The sequence below is a fragment of the Geobacillus sp. CAMR5420 genome (assembly GCF_000691465.1).
GTDB lineage: Bacteria > Bacillota > Bacilli > Bacillales > Anoxybacillaceae > Geobacillus > Geobacillus thermoleovorans.
Map to the genome: position 1 here is coordinate 1 of NZ_JHUS01000019.1, position 20393 is coordinate 20393.

Annotated in this window: 19 protein-coding genes, 3 pseudogenes and 1 riboswitch; of the genes and pseudogenes, 12 read left to right on the plus strand and 10 right to left on the minus strand. The window is 48.3% G+C overall.

The genetic code is table 11. The annotated features are described in order from the left end of the window. Nucleotide 1: 1 nt before the first annotated feature. A pseudogene (locus tag DI44_RS18610) lies at nucleotides 2–169 on the plus strand (NAD(P)-dependent oxidoreductase); the annotation flags it as partial. Here the strand turns inward: DI44_RS18610 and DI44_RS19705 are convergent. Continuing rightward, nucleotides 133–618 (minus strand): annotated as a pseudogene (locus DI44_RS19705) (SDR family NAD(P)-dependent oxidoreductase); the annotation flags it as partial. The pseudogenes DI44_RS18610 and DI44_RS19705 sit on opposite strands and share 37 nt — an antisense overlap. Between DI44_RS19705 and DI44_RS18965 the strand changes: the two are divergent. Beyond that, nucleotides 592–735 carry a hypothetical protein gene (locus DI44_RS18965; protein ID WP_156485826.1) on the plus strand — a complete coding sequence of 48 codons (144 nt, stop codon included), beginning with the start codon at nucleotides 592–594 and terminating at the stop codon, nucleotides 733–735. The pseudogene DI44_RS19705 and the gene DI44_RS18965 sit on opposite strands and share 27 nt — an antisense overlap. Before the next feature lie 48 nt (nucleotides 736–783). On the opposite strand, the gene metH is transcribed toward DI44_RS18965, so the two are convergent. From metH to DI44_RS18970, 3 genes are all read right to left on the minus strand, one after another. Continuing rightward, on the minus strand, nucleotides 784–4194 hold the full coding sequence (gene metH / locus DI44_RS12615; protein WP_033024837.1) for a methionine synthase: 3411 nt from the start codon (nucleotides 4192–4194) through the stop codon (nucleotides 784–786). Beyond that, nucleotides 4187–6034, minus strand: coding sequence for a bifunctional homocysteine S-methyltransferase/methylenetetrahydrofolate reductase (locus DI44_RS12610; protein WP_033024838.1), 1848 nt, complete (start codon nucleotides 6032–6034; stop codon nucleotides 4187–4189). The genes metH and DI44_RS12610 overlap by 8 nt, the downstream gene beginning before the upstream one ends. A 69-nt stretch (nucleotides 6035–6103) precedes the next feature. After that, nucleotides 6104–6205, minus strand: a riboswitch (SAM riboswitch). 68 nt (nucleotides 6206–6273) lie between these two features. After that, nucleotides 6274–6426 (minus strand): hypothetical protein, encoded by a 153-nt coding sequence (locus DI44_RS18970; RefSeq protein ID WP_157807507.1) that lies wholly within the window; start codon nucleotides 6424–6426, stop codon nucleotides 6274–6276. 60 nt (nucleotides 6427–6486) lie between these two features. Here DI44_RS18970 and DI44_RS12605 point away from each other — a divergent pair, with 60 nt between their 5' ends. Genes DI44_RS12605 through DI44_RS12590 form a run of 4 tightly spaced genes read left to right on the plus strand, consistent with a single transcriptional unit; the run spans nucleotide 6487 to nucleotide 10225 of the window. Next, nucleotides 6487–7545, plus strand: coding sequence for an ABC transporter ATP-binding protein (locus tag DI44_RS12605; RefSeq protein ID WP_033024839.1), 1059 nt, complete (start codon nucleotides 6487–6489; stop codon nucleotides 7543–7545). Continuing rightward, nucleotides 7542–8351: an ABC transporter permease gene (locus DI44_RS12600; RefSeq protein ID WP_033024840.1), complete on the plus strand. Its 810-nt coding sequence runs from the start codon at nucleotides 7542–7544 to the stop codon at nucleotides 8349–8351. The genes DI44_RS12605 and DI44_RS12600 overlap by 4 nt, the downstream gene beginning before the upstream one ends. Beyond that, the gene (locus DI44_RS12595) at nucleotides 8348–9151 is read left to right on the plus strand and encodes an ABC transporter permease (RefSeq protein ID WP_033024841.1); all 804 of its coding nucleotides are present in this window, start codon (nucleotides 8348–8350) and stop codon (nucleotides 9149–9151) included. Before DI44_RS12600 ends, DI44_RS12595 begins: the two co-directional genes overlap by 4 nt. Beyond that, the gene (locus DI44_RS12590) at nucleotides 9152–10225 is read left to right on the plus strand and encodes an ABC transporter substrate-binding protein (RefSeq protein WP_033024842.1); all 1074 of its coding nucleotides are present in this window, start codon (nucleotides 9152–9154) and stop codon (nucleotides 10223–10225) included. Between the two features lie 44 nt (nucleotides 10226–10269). On the opposite strand, the pseudogene DI44_RS17785 reads toward DI44_RS12590, so the two are convergent. Then, nucleotides 10270–10395 (minus strand): annotated as a pseudogene (locus DI44_RS17785) (DUF1572 family protein); the annotation flags it as partial. A gap of 363 nt (nucleotides 10396–10758) precedes the next feature. Here DI44_RS17785 and DI44_RS12585 point away from each other — a divergent pair. From DI44_RS12585 to DI44_RS12575, 3 genes are read left to right on the plus strand one after another with little or no spacing between them, the layout of a single operon-like run. Then, entirely contained in the window at nucleotides 10759–11907 is a 1149-nt protein-coding gene (locus DI44_RS12585) for an iron-containing alcohol dehydrogenase (protein ID WP_011230230.1), read from the plus strand. A 5-nt stretch (nucleotides 11908–11912) separates the two neighbouring features. Then, complete coding sequence (locus tag DI44_RS12580) at nucleotides 11913–13553, plus strand: GAF domain-containing sensor histidine kinase (protein WP_033024850.1); 1641 nt, start codon at nucleotides 11913–11915, stop codon at nucleotides 13551–13553. Nucleotides 13554–13565: 12 nt separating this feature from the next. After that, entirely contained in the window at nucleotides 13566–15020 is a 1455-nt protein-coding gene (locus tag DI44_RS12575; RefSeq protein WP_011230232.1) for a sigma-54 dependent transcriptional regulator, read from the plus strand. 35 nt (nucleotides 15021–15055) lie between these two features. Here the strand turns inward: DI44_RS12575 and adh are convergent, their stop codons facing one another. Continuing rightward, entirely contained in the window at nucleotides 15056–16573 is a 1518-nt protein-coding gene (gene adh / locus DI44_RS12570; RefSeq protein ID WP_033024843.1) for an aldehyde dehydrogenase, read from the minus strand. Between the two features lie 327 nt (nucleotides 16574–16900). Further along, nucleotides 16901–17911, minus strand: a complete 1011-nt coding sequence (gene adhP, locus DI44_RS12565; RefSeq protein ID WP_033024844.1) for an alcohol dehydrogenase AdhP — start codon at nucleotides 17909–17911, stop codon at nucleotides 16901–16903. A gap of 98 nt (nucleotides 17912–18009) precedes the next feature. Here adhP and DI44_RS18615 point away from each other — a divergent pair, with 98 nt between their 5' ends. Further along, entirely contained in the window at nucleotides 18010–18255 is a 246-nt protein-coding gene (locus DI44_RS18615; protein ID WP_128082655.1) for a hypothetical protein, read from the plus strand. 114 nt (nucleotides 18256–18369) lie between these two features. After that, entirely contained in the window at nucleotides 18370–18690 is a 321-nt protein-coding gene (locus DI44_RS12555; protein ID WP_033024845.1) for a hypothetical protein, read from the plus strand. A gap of 124 nt (nucleotides 18691–18814) precedes the next feature. Here the strand turns inward: DI44_RS12555 and DI44_RS18620 are convergent, their stop codons facing one another. Genes DI44_RS18620 through DI44_RS12540 form a run of 3 tightly spaced genes read right to left on the minus strand, consistent with a single transcriptional unit; the run spans nucleotide 18815 to nucleotide 20080 of the window. Beyond that, entirely contained in the window at nucleotides 18815–19117 is a 303-nt protein-coding gene (locus DI44_RS18620; protein ID WP_320055227.1) for a DUF1572 family protein, read from the minus strand. Then, nucleotides 19036–19815 (minus strand): ABC transporter permease, encoded by a 780-nt coding sequence (locus DI44_RS12545; protein WP_241766366.1) that lies wholly within the window; start codon nucleotides 19813–19815, stop codon nucleotides 19036–19038. Before DI44_RS12545 ends, DI44_RS18620 begins: the two co-directional genes overlap by 82 nt. 4 nt (nucleotides 19816–19819) lie before the next feature. After that, nucleotides 19820–20080 (minus strand): hypothetical protein, encoded by a 261-nt coding sequence (locus DI44_RS12540; protein ID WP_241766367.1) that lies wholly within the window; start codon nucleotides 20078–20080, stop codon nucleotides 19820–19822. Nucleotides 20081–20236: 156 nt separating this feature from the next. On the opposite strand from DI44_RS12540, the gene DI44_RS17790 reads away from it, so the two are divergent. Continuing rightward, nucleotides 20237–20393, plus strand: a 157-nt coding sequence (locus tag DI44_RS17790) for a helix-turn-helix domain-containing protein (protein WP_157832554.1), incomplete at its 3' end; no start/stop codon positions are given.

Here is a 20393-nt window from a genome sequence, read left to right on the forward strand (position 1 = left end):
CATGCTTGACATCGTCGTCAACAACGCCGCCGAGCAGCACCCGCAGCCGAATTTTCTCAACATCACCGCCGCGCAGCTGGAAAAAACGTTTCGCACGAACGTATTCGGCTGCGGGTGCTGCTCGGCGGCGTTGTTGACGACGATGTCAAGCTTGCCGAACGCTTCGATCGTCTGTTTCACCGCCTCTTTGCAAAACGCTTCATCGCCAATGTCTCCCGCAATGGCCAGACACCGTCTTCCTTCCTGCTCGACGAGCCGTTTCGTTTCGTCGGCATCTTCATGTTCGTTGAGATAGAGAATCGCCACATCGGCCCCTTCTTTGGCGAAATGAACCGCGACCGCGCGGCCGATGCCGCTGTCGCCGCCGCTGATGATGGCGGTTTTGTTTTTGAGCTTGCCGCTTCCTTTATAACTGTCTTTGATCGTGACCGGCTGCGGGTTCATCTCCGTTTGCAGGCCGGGCTGGCGCGTCTGGTGCTGCGGGGGCAGCGTTGTTTGTTGCTTTGTGACCATCGTGGTCCCTCCTTGACGGATATTGTCATTGTTAGTATGGGACGGAGGAGGAGAATTATGTGTGAAGAGGGAGGGATCATGAACAATGAAGAAGCCGTTGGTCATCGTTTTTCCGCCCACGTTTCCATCCGCATCGCGATTTTCCCAGAGCGCCAATCCCCCGTCTTTTTTTGCTGCAAAACGGGAAACGTTCCAATGGAGCGGCCGAGGGTTGGTGCGTAAAAAAGCAAACGAGCTGGTTCACATAGCCCAGCTCGTTTCTCATTTCGCTTATAACACATTGAAATACCGCGCTTCCGGATGGGCGAAGACGATCGCCGAAACTGATGCTTCGGGCTCCATCATGTAGCCGTCGGTGAGGCGGATGCCGATGTCTTCTGGATGAAGCAGGCGGAACAGCTTTTCTTGATCTTCCAAGTTCGGACAGGCCGGGTAGCCGAACGAGTAGCGCTGGCCTTGGTATTTGGCGGCAAAGCGCTCTTCCATCGTGAAATCCGGATCGTCCGGGAAGCCCCAGCGGTCGCGCATAATTTGGTGGATTCGTTCGGCGAATCCTTCGGCAATCTCGAGCGCCAGCGCCTGGATGGCGTGGCTTTTCAAAAATTCGCCTTCGTCTTTCCACTGTTGGGCGAGTTCGCGGACGCCATGCCCGGCCGTGACGGCGAACAAGCCGACGTAATCCATTTCGCCGCTTTCTTTCGATTTCAAATAATCGGCGAGGCAAAGATGCGGCGCCCGCGGTTGGCGCGGGAAGTCGAATGTCTCGAGCACGGTTTTGTGATCAACCGGATCGTAAACGTAGACGCGGTTGCCGTCGCTTTGCGCCGGGAAGAAGCGGTAGACGCCGGCGGGTTGAATCCAGCCGCGTTCTTTCGCTTCGGCAACGAGTTCGTCGACGACCGCTTTTAACGCCAACGCTTTTTCGTCCCGTTCTTCAAGCAGCCGCTTCACTTTTCCTTTCAAGCCGAGGTGGTGGCCGAGCACCATTTGCCAGTTGACGTACGGCAACACATGGTCAAGCGGCACGTTTCGCAGCACGTGGCGCTCGAGGTCGGCCGGGATGTAGACGGGAACGTCGGTCGAGACGTTCGATTTGAACGCGGTGGCGACCGCCGTTGGCCGCGTCGGCTCGCTTTCGGCTGCTTCTTTTTTCTTGTAGTCAATTTCGCCTTGCTGGAGTTGGTTGGCGAGCGCGAGCCCGTCCATGGCGTCTTTCGCGTACAAGACGATGCCGTCGTATTCGGGTGCGATTTTGTTTTCGGTAAATTTGCGCGTCAAGGCGGCGCCGCCGACTAAAATGGGCGTTGAGATGCCGGCTTGCCGCAAATCTTGGGCGGTGACGACCATCTGTTGGGCCGATTTGACAAGCAAGCCCGACAACCCGATGATGTCGGGCTGATGTTCGCGCACCGCTTCAATGAGTTGCTGCGGAGCGACTTTAATGCCGAGGTCGATCACCTCGTAGCCGTTGTTGCTTAAAATGATGTCGACCAAGTTTTTGCCGATGTCATGGACATCGCCTTTGACGGTGGCGAGAATGACTTTTCCTTTTGTGCTTCCTTCTTTCTTTTCCATATACGGCTCTAAAAAGGCGACGGCCGCTTTCATCACTTCCGCGCTTTGCAATACTTCGGCGACGATGAGCTGGTTGTTGTTGAACAGCCGCCCGACTTCATCCATGCCGGCCATAAGCGGACCGTTGATGATCGACAGCGGATCGGAGTAGGTCTCAAGCGCCTTCTCTAAATCGGGAATGAGCCCGTCTTTCGACCCTTCAATGACGTAGCGGGCGAGCCGCTCTTCCAAGCTCAAGTTCTCCTCAGCCGGCTTGGCGGCGGTGATTTTGCTTCGGTAAAATTCGATAAAGGTGTTTAATGTTTCATCGCTCGTGTCAAACAAAAGCGCTTCGGCCATCCGCACTTCCTCTTCCGGAATCGAGGCGAACCGCTCAAGCTTCTCAGTGTTGACGATCGCATAATCGAGCCCAGCTTGCGTGCAATGGTACAAAAAGACGGAGTTGAGCACCTCGCGCCCGGCCGGCGGCAAGCCGAACGAGACGTTGCTGATGCCGAGCATCGTCAAGCACTCCGGCAGTTGCTCTTTAATGAGGCGAATGCCTTTGATCGTTTCGTTCGCCGCGCCGATGTATTGCTCATCACCGGTGCCGACCGGGAAGACGAGCGGATCGAAAATGATGTCGCGCGCCGGCACCCCGTAGCGGTTAACGAGCAAGTCATACGAACGCAAGGCAATTTCCAGCTTCCGTTCGGCGGTGACCGCCATTCCTTGTTCATCGATCGTGCCGACGACGACAGCGGCGCCGTATTTGTGCAAGAGAGGAACGACTTTCGCAAACCGCTCCTCGCCGTCTTCCAAGTTGATCGAATTGATGATCGCTTTCCCTTGCGAGTAGGTGAGGGCGCGCTCGATGACGCGCTCGTCGGTTGAATCGATGACAAGCGGCACTTTCACTTTTTTCACGACTTCGCGGACGAACTGCTCCATGTCATGGAGTTCGTCGCGGTCTGGGTCGGCGAGGCAAATGTCGATGACATGGGCGCCGTTTTTCACTTGTGCGCGGGCGATTTCCGCCGCTTCTTCGTATTTCCCTTCGGCGATGAGGCGCTTGAATTTGCGCGAGCCGATGACGTTTGTCCGCTCGCCGACAAAGAGCGGGCGCATCGTTTCCTCATAAATGAGCGCCTCGATGCCGGAGACGGCGTGGACGTCAAACGAAGACGGGATCGCCCGCGGCGGGATGCCGCGCACCGCTTCGGCGATGGCGCGAATATGGTCCGGCGTCGTGCCGCAACACCCGCCGACGATGTTGATCCATCCCTTTTCGGCAAAGCGGCGGATTTTCTCTGCCAACATCTCCGGCGTTTCATGGTAGCGGCCTTCTTCATCCGGCAGCCCGGCGTTCGGATAGCAGCTGACCGCCGTATCCGCAAGCGAGGCGAGCGTCCGCAAATGGTCGGTCATAAACTCCGGGCCGGTCGCGCAGTTTAAGCCGACGGCGATCGGCTTCATATGGCGCACCGAGATGAAAAACGCATCGATCGCCTGGCCGGCGAGCGTCGTGCCCATCGGCTCGATCGTGCCGGAAATCATGAGCGGCACGCGGCGGCCGACCGCCTCAAACGCCTTGGAAATGCCGAGAAATCCAGCTTTTACGTTCAACGTATCTTGGCACGTCTCCAGCAACAGAAGATCGACGCCGCCCAACAGCAGCCCGCGCGCTTGTTCTTCATAGGCGGCGACGAGTTCCTCAAAGGTCGCGCCGCCTGTCACCGACAACGTCTTCGTCGTCGGCCCCATCGACCCGGCGACAAAGCGCGGCCAGTCGGGAGTTGAGAACGCCTCCGCCGCTTGTTTGGCGAGCTTGGCCGCTTCGATGTTCAACTCGAGCGCCAAATGCCCGAGGTTGTATTCATCGAGCACAATGCGCGTCGCCCCGAACGTGTTCGTTTCAATGATGTCAGCGCCCGCTTCCAAATACGCTTCGTGAATGCGGCGGATGACAGGCGGGGCGGTGAGGGTCAAATATTCGTTGCACCCTTCATACGCCTCGCCGCCAAAATCGGCGGCTGATAGGTTGGCGCTTTGGATCATCGTCCCCATCGCGCCGTCAATGACGAGAATTTTTCGCTGCAGCTGCTGTTCTAAGGTGATGTTAGCCATGAACAACCTTCCTTTCTTTGGCGGCCGCTTCTTTTTCATGGATGTAGCGGACGAGCTCGACCGTCATGTCGTAGCGCAAGAACGGCGTGATCAAATAAATGCCGTTAAACAAATCAAACGCAGCGTCAATGAGCGATTTGGCGATAGCGATGCCTTCCTTGGCTGCTTGCACCGGGTCGCCGCCGCACGCCGCCATGCGGGCGCGAATCTCGTCCGACAGGGTGATCCCCGGCACTTCATGGTGCAAAAACTCGGCGTTGCGCGCGCTTACCAGCGGCATAATGCCAATGTAGATCGGCGTGGCGAGATGTTTCGTTGCTTCATATATTTGCACGATTTTTTCTTCCGAGTAAACCGGTTGGGTCAAGAAATAGTGAGCGCCGCATTGAATTTTTTTCTCCATTCGCTCGACCGCTTTATCCAAATGGCGGACGTTCGGATTGAAGGCCGCACCGATCGAGAAGTTCGTTTTTTGCCCGAGCGGTTTGCCCGAGTACGATAATCCCTCGTTGAATTGGCTGATCAAGCGGATGAGATCGAATGACGACACATCATACACGGACGTCGCTCCCGGGAAATCGCCGATTTTCGACGGGTCGCCGGTAATGGCGAGCACGTCGGTGATGCCGAGCGTATGCAACCCCATCAAATGCGACTGCAGGCCGATCAAGTTGCGGTCGCGGCACGTAATATGCACGAGCGGGCGGACGCCGAGCCGCTCTTTCACGATCGTGGCGACGGCGGCGTTGCTGATGCGCGGCGTGGCAAGTGAGTTGTCAGCTAACGTCAGCGCGTCGATGCCGGCGTCATGGAGCGCTTTCGCCCCAGCAAGAAACTTGTCAATCCCCAATTTTTTCGGCGGATCCAGCTCCACAATGACCGAGCGGCGCGTGCGGGCGAGCTCGGGAAGCGGAGTCGGCGCGGGCCGATCGGCTTGCACCGATACAGATGCCGTGCGCCGCTTCACCGTTTTTTCCGTCACCGGCGTCCGGTCGGCGAGCGCCTTTGCCATTGCCTCAATATGTTTCGGCGTCGTGCCGCAGCACCCGCCGATCAAGCGCACCCCTTGATCGCGGAACGCTTTGGCCGCCTCTTCAAAATATTCCGCGTTCGTTTCATAGACAAGCCGGCCGTCGCGGTAATCCGGGAGGCTCGCGTTCGGATACGCCGACAAAAATGCGCGATTGGGCAGGGGCACTTCCTCAAGCGACTGAATCATATAGTGCGGACCAAGCCGGCAGTTGAGCCCGACAACATCGGCCCCGAGCGCCTCCAGGCGGCTAAGGGCGTCCGCGAGCGGCGTGCCGTCTTGCAAAACGCCGACTTCATGGAGCGACACATGGGCGATAATCGGCAAGTCCGTCTCTTTGCGCGCGATGGCAAGCACCGTCTCCAACTCTTCCAAATCGTAATACGTCTCCAGCAGCACACCATCAACCCCTTCGGCAAGCAGCACAAACAGCTGCTCGCGAAACGTCCGTTTCACTTCGTCAAGCGGTACGACGCTTTTGTTTAACGTGCGCAGCCCTCCGATCGTTCCGAGCACGTACGCCCCCCCATTGGCTGCTTGCTTCGCCAGTCTTACAGCGGCCCGATTGATCGCCGGCACCTCGTCTTGCAAGCCGTAGCGCGCGAGTTTCACATAGTTGGCGCCGTATGTATTCGTCTGAATGACATCGGCGCCCGCCGCGATATACGCTTCATGAATATGAATGATTTCGTCTGGATTCGATAGATTCAATTCTTCAAAACAACGGTCGACGCCATGCGAATATAACAGCGTCCCCATCGCTCCGTCGGCGATGAGAATGCGTTGTTTCAACTCATCGAGCAGCCCCACGTTTGATTCCCCCATTTCGTTGTAGTAAAAGAAAAAAGCCTTCTAAGAAGAAGACTTTTCGTTCGCTTCTTCTTATCTTCCAGGCTGTTGCCTGTCTGGATTTAGCACCTTGGCCGCGGCCAGGTTGCTGAGGGTTCACCGGGCCAGTCCCTCCCCCTCTCTTGATAAGAATGTCCGTATGCGGTTGTTTATTTCGTCTTGACTATTACTATATAATTTAATGTATTTTTTGAAATTATTCAATACGGTGAAGCAAGGAAATTTGAAAAAACGATCAATGAGACAGCGGCTTTCCGCATTGCGGGCAAAATTGGAAGCTGTTCTGCGGAATAGTCAGCCGCTTTTTGTTTTTTAGTCGCCGACATGGCGGAAAGCATATTTTTCCGTTGCACTTTCTACTCTCCTATGTTCTAATTAGGAATAGTGAACATCAAGAAGATGGGGGGCTGAAAGTGAACGGAGAAATCATCCGCTTCGAGCGAGTGACGAAGGAATACGACGGCGCAGCCGTACTGGATGATGTCAGTTTTGCGATGGAGCGCGGGAAGTTTTATACGCTGCTTGGCCCGTCAGGGTGCGGGAAGACGACGATTTTGCGGCTGATTGCCGGGTTTATCGAACCGACGGAAGGAACGATTTATTTCCACGGGAAGCCGATTCAAAACGTCCCGCCGAACAAACGGCAAGTCAACACTGTTTTTCAAGACTATGCGTTGTTCCCTCATCTCGATGTGTTTGAAAACGTTGCGTTTGGTTTGCGCGTGAAAAAAATGAAAGAAACCGACATTCGCGAGAAAGTGAGCGAAGCGCTCCGGTTTGTCAACTTGGAAGGCTATGAGCGCCGCCGCATTCAAGAGATGTCCGGCGGCCAACGCCAGCGCGTCGCGATTGCGCGGGCGATTGTGAATGAGCCAGAAGTGTTGCTCTTGGATGAGCCGCTCTCGGCCTTGGATTTGAAGCTGCGCACGGAAATGCAGTATGAACTTCGCGAACTGCAGCGCCGCTTAGGGATTACGTTCATTTTTGTCACGCATGATCAAGAAGAAGCGTTGGCGATGTCCGATTACATTTTTGTTCTAAATAAAGGAAAAATTCAGCAGTTTGGGACGCCGAAAGACATTTACGACGAGCCTGTCAATCGATTCGTCGCCGATTTCATTGGCGAATCGAACATTTTGTCAGGGCGCATGATCGATGATTTCCTCGTCGAATTTGCCGGCAAACAGTTTGCGTGTGTTGACCGCGGCTTCGCGCCAAACGAACCGGTCGATGTCGTCATCCGCCCGGAAGATTTGGAGCTCGCGGCGCCGGAAGATGGGCAGATCGTCATCCGCGTCGATTCGCTCTTATTCCGCGGTGTCCATTATGAAATTTGCGGCTATGACGAAAACGGCAACGAATGGCTTGTCCATTCGACGAAAAAGGCCGAAGTCGGGGAAACGGTCGGCCTTCGTTTTGAACCGGAAGCGATTCACGTCATGCGAGTCGAAAAGGAGGATGAGGACGCATGACGGAACGGGCGTGGCGGAAATGGTATTTAATCCCTTATGGCATTTGGCTTGTGCTGTTTGTCGTGGCCCCGATTGTCTTTTTGGTGTATGAATCGTTTTTGGATCTTGACGGCCATTGGACGTTGTCCAACTACAAATCCGTGTGGACGCCCATTTATTTGAAAATGATGGCGTATTCGTTTTGGTATGCGTTTTTAATCACGCTTGTGTCACTGCTCATCGGCTATCCGACCGCCTATTGGCTGACGAAGACGCGCCACAAGCAGTTATGGCTGTTGTTGCTTATTTTGCCGATGTGGGTGAATTTGCTGCTGAAGGTGTATGCGTTTTTAGGGCTGTTCGGCACATATGGACTGGCCAACGCTTTTTTGCAGGCGATCGGCCTCGGGGCGCGGCAGCTGTTGTTCACCGATTTCAGTTTTGTCTTTGTGTCGGTGTACATTTTTATTCCGTTTATGGTGCTGCCGATTTTCAACGCGCTGGAGGAGCTGCCGCCATCGCTTGTCGATGCCGCCCGCGATTTGGGCGCTTCGGCTTGGACGACGTTCCGCCGCGTCGTCTTCCCGCTCACGCTTGGCGGGGTGAAGGCCGGCTGCCAGGCGGTGTTTATCCCGGCGTTGTCGCTGTTTATGATTACGCGCCTCATTGCGGGCAACCGCGTCATTACGCTCGGCACGGCCATTGAGCAGCACTTCCTCGTCACCCAAGATTGGGGAATGGGGGCGACGATCGCTGTTGTGTTAATGATCGCGATGGCGGTCATCGTCGTCCTGACAGGAAGCGGAAGAAAAGAGGGAAGCCGATGAAACGGACGCATTGGTGGGGACGTGTGTACCTGTTAGCCGTGTTTGCCGTGATGTATACGCCGATTGTGTATTTGATGTATTATTCGTTCAACAGCGGCGGGACGATGCACGATTTTCAATCGTTCACGCTCAAGTGGTACCGCGACGTGCTGTCCGACGACCGCTTGCTCATCATCGTTTTGAATACAATCGTCATTGCGCTGCTGTCGGCGGCGGTCGCGACGATACTTGGGGTCATCGGGGCGCTCGCCGTTTACTATGTCAAGCGGCAACGGACGAAAAACGCTCTTCTCGCCCTCAACAACGTGCTGATCGTCAGCCCCGATGTCATCATCGGCGCTTCGTTTTTGCTGCTGTTTACAATCGCTGGCATCAAGCTCGGCTTTACGTCCGTGCTGTTGTCTCATATCGCGTTCAGCGTGCCGATTGTCGTGTTGATGGTGCTGCCGAAACTCGAGGAAATGAGCCCGACGCTGATTGATGCGGCTAGAGATTTAGGAGCCAGTCATTGGCAAGTGCTGTCCGGTGTGGTGCTGCCGTTTTTGGCGCCAAGCATATGGGCGGGCTTTTTCATGGCGCTTACGTATTCGCTCGATGACTTTGCCGTGACCTTTTTTGTCACGGGAAATGGGTTCTCGACGCTGTCGGTGGAAATTTATTCGCGGGCGCGCCAAGGCATTTCCTTGTCGATCAACGCATTGTCGACGCTTCTGTTTTTATTTACCATGCTGCTCGTCATCGGCTATTACGTGCTCAGCCAAAAAGGCGGCCGAATGTACGGGATAGGGGGGCGAAAGTAGGTGAAACGGCTTGTCCAAGGATTTGCGGCCGTGTTTATCGCCGCGTTCGTCCTGATGTTTGTCACTCATCGGCTGAACGAAGCGGAAGGGTACGGCGGAGGCAAAACGGTGACCGTTTACAACTGGGGCGATTACATCGACCCAGCGCTCATTCGGGAGTTTGAAAAAGAGACAGGGTGGAAAGTGATTTACCAAACATTCGATTCCAACGAAGCGATGATGGCGAAAATCGCCCAAGGCGGGGCAACGTTTGACGTCGCCGTTCCATCCGATTACGCCATCAGCAAAATGATCGAGGAAAACTTGCTGTTGCCGCTCGATCACGACAAGCTGCCGAATTTACAATATATCGAACCGCGGTTCCTCAACTTGCCGTTTGACCCGCACAACCGGTATTCCGTGCCGTATTTTTGGGGGACGGTCGGCATCGTCTACAACCGCGAGATGCTTGGCGGCAAGACCATCACAAGCTGGAACGACTTATGGGATCCAAGCTTGCGCAATCAAATTTTGCTTGTCGACGGGGCGCGCGAAGTGATGGGGATGGCGCTAAACAGCCTCGGCTATTCGCTCAATGACACGAACAAAGCCCACTTACAAGAAGCCAAGCGGAAGCTCGATCGGCTCATGCCGAACGTGAAGGCGATTGTCGGCGATGAAATCAAGCTGCTTCTCGCCGACGAGGAAGCGGCCATCGGCGTCGTCTGGTCAGGCGACGCGGCCGAAATCATTGCCGAAAACGACAAGCTCGACTATGTCGTGCCGAAAGAAGGCTCCAACTTATGGTTTGACAACATGGTCATTCCGAAAACAGCGAAAAACATCGAAGGAGCGCACGCGTTCATCAACTTTATGCTCGACCCGAAACACGCGGCGCAAAACGCCGAGTATGTCGGCTATTCGACGCCGAATAAAAAGGCGCTTCGCTATTTGCCAAAAGACATCGCGGGCGATCGGCGCTTTTACCCCGATTTGGATTCAGCAGGGCATCTCGAAGTGTACGAAAACTTAGGAAAACACATGCTCGCCTACTACAACGAACTGTTTTTGCAGTTTAAGATGCAGCAAAAGTGAACAAGCGATGTCCCCTTTACCAACGAAGCGAGCGCCGTCTTCATTCATGAGGACTGGCGCTCGCTTTTTTGGCAGAAGGGCTGAGCGGCTTCTTTTTTCGGGATGGTCAGTGTCTCCCAGCGATCGGCGTTCAGATGTTTGATAATATAGACGATTTGTCTGATATGATATGAATAATGGTATGCTTACAGGTGGTGCGGTAACGGTAAAAGTGAGAAAGCCGTTGCGATGTACTAAAATGATGTGTCGGTGAATGTAGACGAGATTGTATTGGAACGACATTGAGAAGAACGAACATATCCGGGGTGTTGCGTCCTATAAAGGTCGGACAGTGTCAGGATTTTTGTTTGCAGGCAGTGCTCACCATGTTTGCCAAGTGTGTCATTAATCATAGAGGGATTTTCGTCTTGATCTCCCATTTCTCCTTCTCGTGCAGAAAATCAGGAGGATTTTTCATCCAGATGTCGAATGAGTGCTTAAAACATAAAGTTGTTGAGCAATAAAAAGAAGATGGCCAATAAGGGGGCACGAGGATGAACATTCATAAGTTCGTGATGCCCGAAGTGATTTTTGGTAACGGTTCCATTCATCAAGTAGGGGAAAGTTGTCTAAGGCTTGGTGCGACAAATGTGTTGATTGTCAGCGATCCAGGTGTTACGGAAGCTGGTTGGCTCGATGTTGTCATTAAGAGTTGCAGGCAAGTAGGATTAAAATACACGACATTTTGTGATGTAACAATAAATCCAAAGGACGAAGAAGTAAAAAAAGGCTGTGAAGCATATCTTGAGAATGAATGCGATGCTATCATTGGAATCGGTGGAGGCAGTTCTATTGATGCCGCAAAGGCTGTCGCCATTCTTGCTACAAACGGGGGACAAATTCATGAATATGAGGGAGTGGATAAAATTCAATTGCCCCTTCCTCCTCAAGTGATGGTTCCAACAACAGCAGGGTCAGGATCAGAAGTATCCCAATTTTCTGTTATTGTTAATACAAAAGAGAAAAAAAAGATGACGATCATTTCCCGATCTCTTATTCCTGATATTGCAATTATTGATCCAGAAACATTGTCGACAAAAAGCGCTCATTTAACTGCCTCAACAGGATTAGATGTTTTAACGCATGGCATTGAGGCGTATGTAAGTCTAGCAGCTACACCGCTTACAGACGTTCAAGCTCAAAACGCTATTTCTTTAGTAGGAAAATATTTGCGCCCTTCTGTCGCCTCTAAAATCAACCAAGAGGCAAAAACCAATATGGCAATGGCGAGTTTGCAGGCAGGATTGGCTTTTTCTAACGCGATTTTAGGCGCTGTTCATGCAATGTCCCATGCTGTCGGGGGAAGGTATCCTCTTCTTCATGGGGATATAAACTCTATATTGCTTCCGCATGTGATGGAGTTCAATCTGTTGGCGAATCCGAAAAAATTTGCTGATATTGCTTGTTTTCTCGGAATGGATACTCGTGGCATGTCTTATATGGAAGCGGGAAGAAAAACAATTGAATATGTAAAACAATTGGCAGAGGATATTGGGGTGCCACAGCGATTATCTGATATAGGAGTGAAACAAGAAGAAATACGGAAAATGAGTTTGGTTGCCTTTCATGACGCATGTATGATCACCAACCCTCGTGATATCACTGTAGAAGAAATTGAAGGAATATTCAGAAAGGCGTGGTAAACAAAATGAATGACCGGCAACAGCTCATTAGCCTTTTAACAGGAGTTCAATCTTCGAAAAAAAGTTATTACACAGAATTAAAAAAGATGGTGATAGAGTTAAAAAAGAAAAATATGCAGTTGGAGATTATTAACGATATTACCAAAAGTTTTAATATTGATATGTCAATGGATGAAATGTTAAAAAATAGTATAGATAAATTGAAAACAATTTTTCCAGTGGAACGAATCAGCTTATCGTTATGTGAAAATCATAAATTAGTGTTAACAAATGTATATCCCGCTCACTCTTTGTATTTTCCTATTGGTTTTGTTTTGCCAAAAGAGCGATCGCTCTATTGGCAAGTCATACAATCGCTCGAAAAAATTTTTTATCAAATAGAAGAAGACGAAGATTTGTATGTCGAAGTAGCTGTATATAACGCCTTGGGAATTCGCAGTGTGTTATTGATCCCCCTTATTAGCAAAGGGAAGGTGATCGGGGTACTGAGTATAGAAAGCAAGGAAAAAGTGGTGTATGATGAAAATGATCTGTCCTTTTTTCAGCAATTTTGCGACCAACTGGCAGTTTGCATTGAAAATGCCCGTCTTTATAATGAAGTACTTACCAGTAAAAAAGAATGGGAAGAAACGTTCCGTGCTGTTTCAGAAATGATATTCCTCATCGACCTAGAAGGGAATGTTTTGCGATATAACGATGCAGCTAACGAATTTTTTCAAGGTGACTTGTATAAAAAGGATATATGTAAATTGTTATCAATCAATCCGAAGGAAAGCCCGATCGTGGAAATTTTAGAAACAAAAAAACCTGTTCATCGGCGTATTCACATCCAACAGCGGGTATGTGAATTGCGTTCTTATCCCGTCTTAAATGAAAAACAAAATATGTATGCTGTTATTATGTATCTCAATGACATTACTGAAAAATTGCAGATTGAAGCCCAACTTGTTCAATCAGGAAAGTTAGCTGCAATTGGGGAAATGGCTGCTGGAATTGCGCACGAATTGAATAACCCTCTCACCGCCATTCTTGGCAATGCCCAACTGTTGTTGAGGTCTTTTTCAAAAGATGATCGTATATATAAACTGCTATTTGATATTTATTCATGCGGGAAGCGTTGTAAAACTATTATTCAAAATTTATTAACATTTTCAAGGCAAGATGAATATAGATTCGAGGACTGTTCTATAAATGATGCCGTTGAACAAGTATTAGGGTTAATTGGTGATCAAATTTGTAAACAAAATATTATTATTCAAAAAAGATTAGACGTTTCCATTGAATTGATTGAGGGAAACGTACAACAGATAAGCCAAATAGTTTTAAATTTATTAATAAATGCTAAAGATGCGCTTGAAGAGATAGATATTCCAGAGAAAATCATTGTTATAGAAACAAAGTCGATCGTTGAAGCTGGAGAGCGTTGGGTTGTTCTATCGGTTCGTGACAACGGAAAAGGAATAGAAGAACAATATTTACAGGAGATTTTTAATCCATTTTTTACAACGAAGAGGCCAGGGAAGGGAACCGGACTTGGGCTGTCTGTCAGTTTAGGGATTGCTGAGGCGCATGGTGGAACGATTGAGGTGGTCAGCGAACTTGGTAAAGGAAGTGAGTTTATATTAAAACTTCCAAAAAAGAAATAAGGGGGGAGATGAGTGGGGAATATTTTAGTTATTGATGATGAAAGGGAAGTTGGGACGTTTTTCCAACATTTATTAGAAGGAAGAGGGAACAAGGTTAAGCTTGGATTTAGTGGGGAAGATTTTTTTCAGTTGATTCAACAATACAAGTTTGATCTTGCTTTCATCGATGTGAAACTTCCAGATGCAAATGGTTTAAATTTATTAAAACAGTTAAAACGCTCATGTCCTTCTTGTAAAGCTGTTGTAATGACAGGCTATAGCACAGTAAAGACAGCGGTTGAAGCGATTAAACATGGAGCAAACGACTATATTGAAAAGCCGTTTGACGATATTGAACAGTTAGAGCGATTAATCGATGAATTATTAAGTGATGGTCCTCTTTCATCCCAAGATGATATGTATAAGCTGGCTGAGACGCTCGGTTTCATTGTTGGAACAAATAAAGAGATGAATGATTTGCTTAAATTGGCTTATAAAATTGCGAAAAAAAATGTGAACGTGTTGATTGAAGGAGAGACGGGGACTGGAAAAGAAGTGCTCGCTCATTTTATCCACAACGCGAGCATGCGCTATGACCAGCCTTTTATTGGGGTGAATTGTGGCGCTGTTTCGGAAACACTGTTAGAAAGCGAATTGTTTGGACATGAAAAAGGAGCGTTCACAGGAGCGGTAAAGGAGAAAAAGGGGATTTTTGAAATTGCTAACCGTGGCACGTTATTTTTAGATGAAATTGGAGAAGCGTCTCTCGCGACGCAAGTAAAACTGTTAAGAGTGCTAGAAACAGGGGAGTATATTCGAGTCGGGGGTGAAACGATCCGCAAAACGAATACACGCATTATTGCTGCTTCGCATGTCAATCTGGCAAAAGCGGTCGAGGAGAAGACGTTTAGAGAGGATTTATTATATAGATTAGATGTTGTGAAACTTACCATTCCTCCGCTTCGAGAGCGGCTCGAAGATCTTCCAATTTTGATTGATTATTTTTTAAAAAAACTAAATACACCTCTATCGTTTTCAGAGGACTGTATTTCCCGTATGAAACAGTATCATTGGCCGGGGAATGTGAGAGAATTGTATAATGTTGTTAAAAGGGCGATAACTCTAGCGGAAGGAGAAACAGAGGTGATCACCGTTGATTATTTGCCGGAGAAGCTTAAGGTTCCGTTGCATTTAGGGCAAGTGTCGAATAACAAGCGAAGTACAAAAGATGAAGTAGAAGACTTAGAAGCTTATTTGCAAAAATGGATGAATGGTGTGCTAGCACTATGGAAAAACAGTGATCGATTAGATCTTGAACAAGTAATATCTTCAGTGAAAGAACTAGAAACTAAAATCGGCCGATCTTTTGTAATGAAAATGTTAAAAGAAACGTTAGGAAATCGTAAAGAAGCAGCAGAGCGATTAAATATCAGCGTACGAACATTGAGATATTTATTAAAAGAAAAAGGAGCTGATCCAAAAGCGTAAATGGCTTTCGGATCAGCTTTTTGTTGCTTGATTGATCAGAAAAATCCTAATGGTTTTGGATTGTAGCTAACGAGTAAATTTTTCGTTTGTTGATAGTGCGCTAACATCATATGATGGGTTTCACGACCGATCCCAGATTGTTTATATCCTCCAAAAGCAGCATGGGCCGGATAAGCATGATAGCAATTTGTCCAAACTCTTCCTGCCTGAATGCCTCTTCCGAAACGATAGGCCAAGTTGATGTTTCTCGTCCATACCCCGGCACCAAGGCCGTACAACGTATCATTAGCAATCTCCAAAGCCTCCTGTTCATCTTTAAACGTTGTTACTGAGACTACTGGACCGAAAATTTCTTCTTGGAAAATGCGCATTTTATTATGTCCTTTAAATACAGTTGGCTTGATATAATACCCGTTTTCGAATCCAGGGATTATGTTTTTTTCGCCGCCAATTAGGCATTCGGCGCCCTCTTGTTTTCCAATATCAATGTATGCAAGAATTTTTTCCATTTGTTCTGCTGAAGCTTGTGCTCCCATCATTGTGCTTGTATCAAGTGGATTTCCTGTTCGAATCTTTTTCACGCGTTCAAGAGCGCGCTCCATAAATTCGTCATAAATGGACTCATGGATGAGAGCACGAGAAGGGCACGTACAAACCTCGCCCTGGTTTAAAGCGAACATGACAAATCCTTCAATCGCTTTATCTAAAAAGTCATCGTCTTTTTCCATTACATCAGGAAAGAAGATGTTTGGGGATTTGCCGCCCAATTCCAGTGTAACAGGAATAATATTTTGTGAAGCGTACTGCATAATCAGCCGCCCTGTCGTTGTTTCACCGGTAAATGCGATTTTGGCGATACGTGGACTAGAAGCTAATGGTTTGCCAGCTTCTAACCCGAACCCGTTGACAACATTGAGCACTCCAGGCGGCAACAGATCACCAATCAACTCCATAAGCACCATAATCGATGCTGGAGTTTGTTCAGCTGGTTTTAGCACAATGCAGTTTCCGGCAGCAAGCGCAGGAGCAATTTTCCATGCTGCCATCAATAATGGAAAATTCCATGGGATAATTTGCCCGACAACGCCGAGTGGTTCATAAAAATGGTACGCGATCGTATCGTCGTCAATTTGGCTGATTGTTCCTTCTTGAGCGCGTATGGCTCCAGCGAAATAACGAAAATGATCGATGGCTAAAGGAAGGTCAGCGTTTAATGTTTCACGGATTGGTTTGCCGTTATCCCATGTTTCGGCAACCGCTAACATTTCTAAGTTTTCTTCCATTCGATCAGCGATTTTATTTAAAATCAACGCTCTGTCAGCCGGTGATGTTTTTCCCCAAGCTTCTTTTGCCGCGTGTGCTGCATCTAACGCCAATTCAATATCCTCAGCCTGCGAGCGTGCTACTTCACAAAATACTTCTCCTGTTATGGGTGTAATATTTTGGAAATATCGACCCGAAATAGGCGGCACCCATTCTCCGTTAATATAGTTATCGTATCTTGCTTTGAATTGAACTTTTGCATCTTTTTCGCCTGGTTTGCTGTAAATCATTTGCATTCCTCCTTGTGTCATAAAGTTTCAGAAAGATGTTTAAATTAAGCTATTTTCCATTCAGATATACTCTTATGGCCATTGCGTCTTATAAAGTAGCTGCTCTTAGGGGAGGGGGAATCGTCCCCTAAGAGCTTGATATAATAGGCACCGTAATGTTTTCTAGAAAGCAGATGATAGGCGTTGTGGTGGAACAGGTCGATTTCTCAAAATGGGAAACCTTATGATATCAATCCACTCCTAAACCAAAAACAGACAATGCCGAAAAAATCGCTATTTTCCATCGTTCCTCTAGGAAATTTAGGGTTGTTCTTCTGCTGCTTTGTGTTACATTGTTAAAACAACGCGGCCATTGATTTGACCTTTTTCCATCCGTTCAAATACTTCGTTAATTTTTTCCAATGGTACCGCTTCCACAATAGGGCGAACTTTTCCGCGTGCGGCGAAATCTAGAGCTTCTTGCATATCTTTTCGTGTACCGACGATCGAACCTTTTATCGTAACGCCATTTAATACAGTGTCAAAAATAGGAATCGGCAGTTCATCGTGAGGCAGTCCAACTATGACAAGGCAGCCGCCGCGTCGCACGGATTGATAAGCTTGTTCGAACGCTTTTTTCGTTACAGCAACGCTAATAGCCGCTTGTACTCCGCCTACTTTTTCACGAATGACTGCTACAGGGTCTTCTTGCAATCCATTGATCGTAATATCAGCACCCAACTTTGCCGCAAGTTCTGCCTTTTCATCACTGATATCAACAGCAACAACATTTAATCCCATTGCCTTGGCATATTGAAGAGCAATATGGCCCAATCCCCCGATTCCATAAATAGCGACCCATTCGCCAGGCTTGGCATTTGAAACTTTTAATGCTTTATACGTTGTGACCCCAGCACAAAGAATAGGAGCAACTTGTACGGGATCGAGGTTTTTAGGAATTCGTGCGACATAATTGGCCGGGGCTTTGCAATATTCTGCATAACTGCCATCGACAGAGTATCCACCGTTTAATTGATGTGGACAAAGTGTTTCTTGACCGCTTAAACAATATTCACATTCACCGCATGCTGAGTATAACCATGGAATGCCAACACGGTCGCCAATTTGGATTGATTTCACTCCCTCACCGATCTCAACAACAATTCCTACCCCTTCATGACCAGGAATAAGTGGAAGTTTCGGTTTTACCGGCCAATCCCCATGAGCCGCATGCAAATCGGTATGGCAGACGCCACAAGCTTCAATTTTCACAAGCACTTCGCCATATCCTAGTTTTGGTTTCTCCACTTCTTCAATTTGAAGTTTTTGCTTGAATTTGTGAACAACGGCGGCTTTCATTTCTCACCATCTCCTTATAAAGTTTTTTGGTTTCGCCTACTATGAAACGCAAAAATCGTGCCAAGTAATAATGGTGAAGAAGAGGGGGTGGTGATAAAGTGAAAGAACATTTAAAACAAGCAAGTTCTCAATTTGAAAAGTCGACTTCCTCAGAATTTGCGAATAAACGGTTGGAAGAAATAAACATGCTTCAACAGCTCCTAAAGAGATTTGATAGGGGAAGCGTGCCAAGATTTCGTCCATTTTCTCCAAATGTTCGGCAATTTTGTTCGAAAATTCGAACTTATCAAATGAGTGTCCCAAAAGAGATAGGACACCTTTTCTTATTGCCGAATAACGCATGAACTCTCTGCTCGAAGATGATTGTGATGAGTGTTTGAATATTTGGAAAAAGGGAGAGGGGGAATGGAAAGAGAAGTATAAAATATTACCTCACCTTGATGAAAGGGGTCGAAAACATGCATAAACACTTGCCCATGGAAGAAGATGTGATGGATTTGCTCATTGGTGGTTTTTCCGGCGTGATGTTGGTCGCCATCATAACGGTTGTTTTTCTTTGGCGGAAGGACCGGTCGCGTCGTTCCGCATGGCATTGGATTTTTGCTCATTTTCTGCTGTTCTCTATTGCCGCCTACTTTGCATTGAGAGCAATCAAGTTTGATCTTACCCATGTGCAGGCATCCGAAGAAATCTCCCTCCTTCTTGGCAAGGCGGGGATGGCGTGGGGAGCGGGGATGGTTTGTTTGTTGGTCGGCATTGTGAAACTTTCCAGACGATGACTGCGATCCCGATAGGTATGATTGGGAAGGAACAACAAACAACAAAAAGAAGCCATCCACCTTTATCGGCTGACGGTTCTGAGGGGCGGATGGCGTTTGCAAGATGATTCGAGTAAGGAGTTGCCTATGTTGTTTTTCGATTTCTTGGTATGGTCAGTGTTTTCCAGTTGTTTGCGTTCAGCTGTTTCGCGATATAGACGATTTGCCCGATATGATACGAATAATGGTACATTTGCCGCTCAATGGCTTCGATGACGGAATGGGGTTCGCCGCGGATCGTGACCGTCCGCAACAAATCCGTTTTCGCCGAAAGGGTGCGAAATGTGAGGGATAACGTCCGCTCTTTTATACGTAGCTTCCGATTTTTCCGTTTTTTCTCGCCCAATGCCATTGTTGCTTCAAGACCAATGAGCCCATGGCCAGCCATAATAGCGAGATGCCGAGAGCAGGAAAGAATACGGGCCATCCTTCATTCACTCCTTGCACGGCCCAAGAAAGGGGAGAAAAGTAGTTGAGAATATGAAACGCTGTCGGCAATACATTCGAAGATAGAAAAAAACCTGAGAAGATTAATAAATAATAAAGCAGCACCTCGGTAACGGCTCCGACTTGTTTTAAGCGAAGGGACAGTCCTAAAATGAACACACCGATTCCCGTCATCCCGATTAGGCTTACGCCGCCAAATACGACGATCTCCGTTATCATGGATAATATTCCCGAGAGAATTTCGGAAAATCCAATCATCAAAGCCGCACAGATGAAAAAGAGCACTACCCACACGGATGATAATGCGATTTCCGCGATCACTACGCCCATTAAAACTTGCCATGGGGGAGTCTTGGTGGAAAGTACCTGCTCTGCCGTGCCGAGATACGCTTCCTCGATCACCGTGTTGCCGAGCTTTGAGATCAAATGAGCGCTTAAGTACCAAAGGCTGAAACCGAACAGTTTGAGCGTCGCTTCCTTTCCGGTTTGTATCGGGCTTGCGTACAGCGTACCGAGAAAAAAGACAAATTTAATGATAAGGCCAACGGTAAAATCGAACCAATACCGACGATACTCTGCCCTTTTTTTCAAAAAGGAAGCCAATACTACATTCAAGATTTGCAGGGGCAACCGACTCACCTCCTTAGACGGATAGGTTGGAACGAATAGCGGCCAAAAAATGAGTTTCAAGGTCGGCTGGAGTTGAAAAATGTTCTTTCGTGCCGCTCCAAACGATTTTTCCGCCTTGAATAAAGACAAACTTATTTCCAACGGCGTGGGCAAAAGGAATGTCGTGGGTGGTGATGAGAACGGCTTTCCACCATTGGTTTTCTTCCGTTAACATGGTTCGGATATGATGTTGCGACTCAACATCAAGGCCAAGAGTTGGCTCATCAAGGAACAAAAACGGCGCTCCTTTCATCGTCTTTGGCGAGGAGACCCCCACTTCAACGACCAAAGGGAGTAAGTGGGGGAGGAATCGCTTTTTTTGTTTTTGTATCACTAAAAAATATGATATAATATATTATATAATATATTTAGTGAAAGAGAGGTGAGACAAATGGACATGACGTTAACAGCCAAAATCAAAATTTACCCAACAGCGGAACAAGCAGAAGTATTGAAAGCTACCCTTTCCGCTTATCGACAAGCGTGCAACGCTGTATCTGTTGTGATTTTTGACACAAAAGTGCTTGTACAAGCCAAGTTACACGACA

Coding starts and splice junctions, on each gene's coding strand:
- DI44_RS18965 (WP_156485826.1), top strand. CDS start 592: ATGAACAATGAAGAAGCCGTTGGTCATCGTTTTTCCGCCCACGTTTCC.
- metH (WP_033024837.1), bottom strand. CDS start 4,194: ATGGCTAACATCACCTTAGAACAGCAGCTGCAGCGAAAAATTCTCGTC.
- DI44_RS12600 (WP_033024840.1), top strand. CDS start 7,542: ATGACGGAACGGGCGTGGCGGAAATGGTATTTAATCCCTTATGGCATT.
- DI44_RS12595 (WP_033024841.1), top strand. CDS start 8,348: ATGAAACGGACGCATTGGTGGGGACGTGTGTACCTGTTAGCCGTGTTT.
- DI44_RS12585 (WP_011230230.1), top strand. CDS start 10,759: ATGAACATTCATAAGTTCGTGATGCCCGAAGTGATTTTTGGTAACGGT.
- DI44_RS12580 (WP_033024850.1), top strand. CDS start 11,913: ATGAATGACCGGCAACAGCTCATTAGCCTTTTAACAGGAGTTCAATCT.
- adh (WP_033024843.1), bottom strand. CDS start 16,573: ATGATTTACAGCAAACCAGGCGAAAAAGATGCAAAAGTTCAATTCAAA.
- adhP (WP_033024844.1), bottom strand. CDS start 17,911: ATGAAAGCCGCCGTTGTTCACAAATTCAAGCAAAAACTTCAAATTGAA.
- DI44_RS12555 (WP_033024845.1), top strand. CDS start 18,370: ATGCATAAACACTTGCCCATGGAAGAAGATGTGATGGATTTGCTCATT.
- DI44_RS18620 (WP_320055227.1), bottom strand. CDS start 19,117: ATGGCTGGCCATGGGCTCATTGGTCTTGAAGCAACAATGGCATTGGGC.